The sequence below is a fragment of the Streptomyces sp. genome (assembly GCF_035563135.1).
Taxonomy (GTDB): domain Bacteria; phylum Actinomycetota; class Actinomycetes; order Streptomycetales; family Streptomycetaceae; genus Streptomyces.
Window position 1 is genome coordinate 1 of record NZ_DATMVN010000472.1, and the last position, 4,955, is coordinate 4,955.

Below are 4,955 nucleotides of genomic sequence, written 5' to 3' on the forward strand. Positions count from 1 at the left end.
ACGGCTACCAGCAGGCCCAGATCATGTTCCTGCCCGACGACACCACGCCCCTGCCATGGGACCCCACCGTCACCATTCACGGGGCCAAGGACCTCGCCCGCGCGCACCTCGCCGAACTCGGCTACGTGCAGGTACTCGTGCCCAACAAGGACGGTGGCCAGGACCCCCGCTGGGTCCGCCGCGACCTCGTCGACGAGCCCCCACCAGCACCAGGGCCGGCGGCCGCACCAGTGGCACCGAGCACGCCGTCCCTGGACAAAGAGACAAAGCCCACGCCTCCGTCCGACGCCAGCACCGCATCACCGCAGCCCGAAAACCCCACTACCAAGAACTGGATCGGCGGCTTCGACTTCGGATAGCCGCCGAGCCCCACCTGTATCTGTGACGAACCCGAGGAACCCATGACCTGCTGCCTCCACCGATGCCACAACAACAACACCGCCGCGATGCTGGATACCTTCACACGCCTTCCTGCCGAAGCGGTCCCCGCCCGCCGTACTGAAGCGCAGCGGCTGCTGTCCGCCCCGGACAGTTACCACGCTCTGGTCCACGCCGCTGCCACCGGCGCATCATCGCGCGCCACCGCGTTCGACATCACGCGCCACGGCCTGGAGGCACGACTCGACGCTGACTGGACTCACGACGCTGAAGCGTGGCTGGAACTGCTTCAGGCATCGTGGAGCGAGTCGGCCCAATTCTGTGCCTCACTCGCGTGGACAGCCCGCAAGGTCGGCAGTAGCGCCCTGCTGCACCTCACCCCGGAACGGGTACTGCACAGCCCGACTCCGCCCGTCACCGCCCGCGCACGTCTCCACCTGTACGCCGTTACTTTGCGCTACGACTTCCGTTGCCGATCCCTTCAGCACCTGCTCGAACAACATCCCCGCCCCCTGACGGACCTGGACCCCTTCACCAGGGCGCTGTACGCCTTCGCCCTGCTCGGACAGTCTGACCCCGCCGGCCTGGGCCACATCGATTCCCTGCTGGCGGACAGCGGCAACGATCCCAAGGTTGCCCACTGCCTCCTCCACGGGCTCTGGCTCGGCGAGGACCTCCCTCACCAGCCCGGTCGGCTCCTCAGCCTCCTCGACACTCCCGCCTTCGCCGGCAAGCCGGACGCTATCGCTCTCTTCAGAAAAGCCAGCGCGCTGCGTCGGCTCCACCGCCACGACGACGCGTTGTCCACCATCGACGAGGCACGAGAACAGCTTCCACCGGACACCGATCCCTTCGTCCACGCGGACCTGACACGTGAGCGCGCCCTGATTACGGCGGCACGGGACCGCGCGACCTGATCCTTCCCCGCCAGCACGCAGCAGGACCGCGCCACGACAACACCGGCCAGCAGCCCTGACGACTGGCTCAAAGACCTCAACTTCGAGTGAGCCCACTCGCACACACCGCTCTCCCCGCCCGACACAGGCGCGACAGAGCCCCGCTGTCCGCTCCATCTCCTACGGTGCCGCCCGTACGCCCGCCCCGTCGAAGGAACACCTCACCCGCAGTGATGACCGACCTTTCCACCTACCGCAGCCAGTCCTGCGTCCCGACAGACCCCGGCTCCCTCGAGCAGTTCCGTGAACGACGGGAGGCGGAGCGCCGCATGGCCGATCGCGGCCAACTCGACGCGAACTCCACGCTCGTCACCTACGCCCTGCTGACCGCGGACGGGACGCTCGGCTTCGTCACCAGCCCCCGAAGCGAACTCAACGACATCATGACCGAACGTGACCAGCTACTCGTACACGAGTACGGCCGCGATCCGATGCCCGTCATCGCGGGGTTGACCCTGTACTTCGCCGTACCGACAGCCGCGTCCGACCAGCGACCGCTCAACCTTGTCGCCAACACTCTGGCCGGACGGCTCGACCCCGAAGGCGGCTGGGGCCGCTACCGGGGCACCGTCGCATTCCTTGACGGCTACGGCCTCGCCAGCCTCACCCCAGATCAGCGGGAGCAGCTGGGCGTCCGATACCGCGAAGCACACCAGTCCGTACGTGCCTGGCAGCGCCGGCAACTGAACCGCTCCCACTAACCCGCCAGCCCCCTACCAACCGGAAGAACCAACGTGAAGATCTGCATCGTCGACGGCTTCTCCACCGGCGCTGTTCTCACTCGTCGCCTGAACGACCTCGGCGTAAACTGCATCCACGTCCAGAGCGAGCCCCGCACCAACGGCTTCCTGCAGCGCAGCTTCCGCCCCGACGACTACTCCCTGGACTTCGGCTACACCGACGACACCCCCGCACTCGCCGGGCAGCTCGCCAGCCTCGGTATCTCCCGCGTCGTCGCCGGCTCCGAATCCGGCGTGACGCTGGCCGAGACCCTCGCCCAGCAACTCGGCCTCCCCACCAACACCCCCGCCGGCCGTCCGGCACGGCGGGACAAGGCGCTGATGTACCAGACCGCCGAGCGCGCCGGGCTCGACGTGCCGCAAGGCACGATGGCAGGCAGCCCGGCGGCCGCAGCCGCATGGTTCACGGCTTCCGGCCTCACTGAAGCGGTCGTCAAGCCCCTGGCCAGCGCTGCGACCGACGGTGTGCGCTTCTGCCGGACCCCCGACGAGATAGCCAGCGCCACCGAGGCGATCCTGGCCAAGCCCAACATCTTCGGCCAGCGCAACACCGCCGTCATCGTCCAGGAACGGCTGATCGGCAACGAGTACTACGTCAACTCAGTCAGCGCGGGTGGCACCCACAAGATCGCGGAGATCTGGCGCTACACGAAGCGGGCGTCCGACGGGCCGATGCCCTTGTACGACTACGAAGAGCCCGTCGACCCCCACACGGCTGAGGCGAAGCTGCTCACGGCCTACACCTGCCGTGTCCTCGACGCGCTGGGCATCCAGGAGTCGGCAGCCCACACCGAGGTGATGCTGACCGCCCGCGGCCCAGTCCTGATCGAAACTGGCGCCCGACTCGGCGGCGCCACTTCCCCCGACATAATCGACAAGTACCTGGGGACCTCCCAGACCACCCTGCTCGCCGCAGCCCTCGTCGACCCGCGCACGCTCCTCGACTTCGACGACCAGCACATCTCCTGGTCAGGACGGATCCGCAACGTCGAGTTCGTCAACCCCACCCCAGGACGTGCCAGCGCCGAGGCCGCGGGCACGGTCGCCACACTCCCCAGCGCGATAGCGGTCTGCTCCTCGATCACACCTGGCGAACCGCTGGAGCGCACCAGCGACCTGACCAGCTCACCCGGCTACGTCTACCTCGCCGCCACAGCCCAGAGCGCCATCGACCGTGACTACGCACTGCTGCGACAGTGGGAACGCGAGGGACTCCACATCCAGTAGCAGCCCCCCGGCATCGGCCGCGCGCCAGGACCGGCGGCCTACGGTGGAGGCGTGCCAGAGCCGCCGGCCTCTCCCGATTCTGCTCCCAGCGCCGTGACGGTGGTGCTGTCGGACGGCCAGGAAGTGCGGTCCCGGCTCTACTCGTGGCACCAGACACCGACCGGCTGGCTCCACTCGGTAGTCGATGTCCCGGCCCTTCCGAGGTGACCGGCGCTCGATGACCGTCGGTTGCGGCGCGGTGCAGGTGGCGATCTGGCGGAGTACCGGCATGGCGGCCCTCCTCTTCTCTCAGTAGCTAGTCGGACCGAGCATGGCCGCATCCGCGCCTGCGGTGTGCACTCCGCTGTGCGCAGCGGGCATGATCCAGCTCACTGCGCGGCGGACAGGTCCTCGTGCTCTACCGGCGCTAGCCCAGACCGGCCGTCGGCTCGCTTCTACTTCGCCGCGCCTGTCCAAGCTGACCCATCGACCATCCGCAATTGGCTGGGCGACCAGCGCAGCAGGAAGTGGGCGGGGCCGGGGGCCCCACTCGCCAACACACAGCGGAGCATTCGCGTAGCCTCGCGTGCTAGCTAGCTTCTGCGGAGGATGGACGCCCTGAGCACGACAGAGCTGCTAGACGCCTGTGGAAAGGACCGAGGGTTCTCATGAGCCAGCACTACACCTACTTGACAGAGGTGCAGTGGGGAACCGGCGCCGGGACACCGCCCGAGTGGAGGTCGTACCACTCCGGCCGACTCACGCTCGAACGGGACGAAGCCCTGCCGGAGTTCCTCGACAGAGCTCCAACATCCCCACAGGAGATCATCGAGGCAGCTCTGAGCTTCACCGCCTGGCTCGTTGAAGATGAATGCCGGGCCCGGTGGATCAGCGCCGCCTCCCTCTCCAACGACCGCTCCGCACGAAACTCGATTCAGGAGCGACGGCCGCCTATGGCGCTCCGGGCGCGAGTAACCCTTACACCCACGCCAGGCATCAGCGGTGAGGCCAGGTTCGTTCAGGAGCGAGTCCTCAATGTGCCACCGCCCACATTGGATGACCTCGCCCGTTTCCGCGGCGACCCGATCGAGGCCCGCAGTCGTCGGCACCCCATCCTCACGCCTGCCCGAATCCCGTTCCTGGGCACCGATGCACCACATCCCTCGCCAGGAACGTACTTCGCGCTCCTACCGGGCCGGTTCCCCCTCGAATCTCATCCGCCCAACCTCGCTGAAAACGCCGAGCTGGTCTATCTGGCCCTGTTCGACGAAGACCAGACGGCTGCTGTCCTGCCGATCGCGGCGGACAACCCGACAGCCCTGGACGCAGTATGCCGGGAGCAAGCAGCGCTCCTGGAGCCTTGGGTTCCAAGCGTGCTGCTCCTGGCCCGATCTGAACGGCTGCCAAACCGCCCGCAGTCGACCTGGGAGGGACCGGAAAGGGAGAACGACACAGTCGAGGGCCTGGAGAGCGCGGCTGCTGAAGCAGTCCCGGACGCCACGGTCGGACCCCTACCGCCATTTACGAGAAGTTGGCACCTCTTCAACGCGTACGGCCGGTTCTGGATTGGGCAGCCCGTATGGAAGAAGCTCAGCCGCACCGTCATCCAACGGTGGGGCTCAGCGGCCCCCAGCGAAGGATGCGACCGCATGATCCGATGGGCGATCGACCACGG

4 protein-coding genes and 1 pseudogene are annotated in these 4,955 nt (G+C 67.6%); all 5 read left to right on the plus strand.

What is annotated here, in order from left to right:
- Positions 1-359 (plus strand): annotated as a pseudogene (locus VN520_RS20875) (hypothetical protein); the annotation flags it as partial.
- Between the two features lie 42 nt (positions 360-401).
- A complete protein-coding gene (locus VN520_RS20880; RefSeq protein ID WP_325748456.1) occupies positions 402-1,295 on the plus strand; it encodes a hypothetical protein in 894 nt (297 codons plus the stop codon).
- A gap of 212 nt (positions 1,296-1,507) precedes the next feature.
- Positions 1,508-2,035 (plus strand): hypothetical protein, encoded by a 528-nt coding sequence (locus tag VN520_RS20885; protein ID WP_325748457.1) that lies wholly within the window; start codon positions 1,508-1,510, stop codon positions 2,033-2,035.
- Positions 2,036-2,068: 33 nt separating this feature from the next.
- Entirely contained in the window at positions 2,069-3,301 is a 1,233-nt protein-coding gene (locus VN520_RS20890) for an ATP-grasp domain-containing protein (protein ID WP_325748458.1), read from the plus strand.
- A 647-nt stretch (positions 3,302-3,948) separates the two neighbouring features.
- Positions 3,949-4,955: hypothetical protein (locus VN520_RS20895; RefSeq protein ID WP_325748459.1), on the plus strand; the 1,007-nt coding region annotated here is incomplete at its 3' end.

Excerpts from the sequence above, each read along its gene's own strand:
- VN520_RS20885 (WP_325748457.1), top strand. The coding sequence starts at position 1,508 with ATGACCGACCTTTCCACCTACCGCAGCCAGTCCTGCGTCCCGACAGAC.
- VN520_RS20880 (WP_325748456.1), top strand. The coding sequence starts at position 402 with ATGACCTGCTGCCTCCACCGATGCCACAACAACAACACCGCCGCGATG.